Source organism: Achromobacter sp. SIMBA_011, from assembly GCF_046535435.1.
Lineage (GTDB): Bacteria > Pseudomonadota > Gammaproteobacteria > Burkholderiales > Burkholderiaceae_B > Achromobacter > Achromobacter dolens.
The window spans coordinates 1-238 of sequence record NZ_JAWRWN010001175.1 but is presented as its reverse complement, the minus strand read 5'-3'; the positions used below and the strand labels follow the sequence as shown (position 1 = coordinate 238).

Here is a 238-nt window from a genome sequence, read left to right as displayed (position 1 = left end):
TTAAGTATTATTTAATGAGGAAAACGTAGTATTCGATAATTATTTCAGCGGAAACCATTTAGCGGCCATCGGAGGATCGCACGTGAGTTTTCTTGATCGTGGTGCCAATGCTTTCGCGGTTATGGCCGCGCTCTCTAAATCTCACGCCATCATAGAATTTGATCTGTCTGGAAAGATTCTCACCGCCAATGAGAACTTCTGTCGCGCGCTCGGTTATGAGCTTTCGGAAATCGTCGGC

At 45.8% G+C, this 238-nt stretch carries 1 protein-coding gene; it reads left to right on the top strand.

The genetic code is table 11. The annotated features are described in order from the left end of the window. Positions 1–121: 121 nt before the first annotated feature. Positions 122–238 (top strand): PAS domain S-box protein (locus tag SB816_RS34745; RefSeq protein WP_410548592.1); only part of this gene is annotated, 117 nt, incomplete at its 3' end.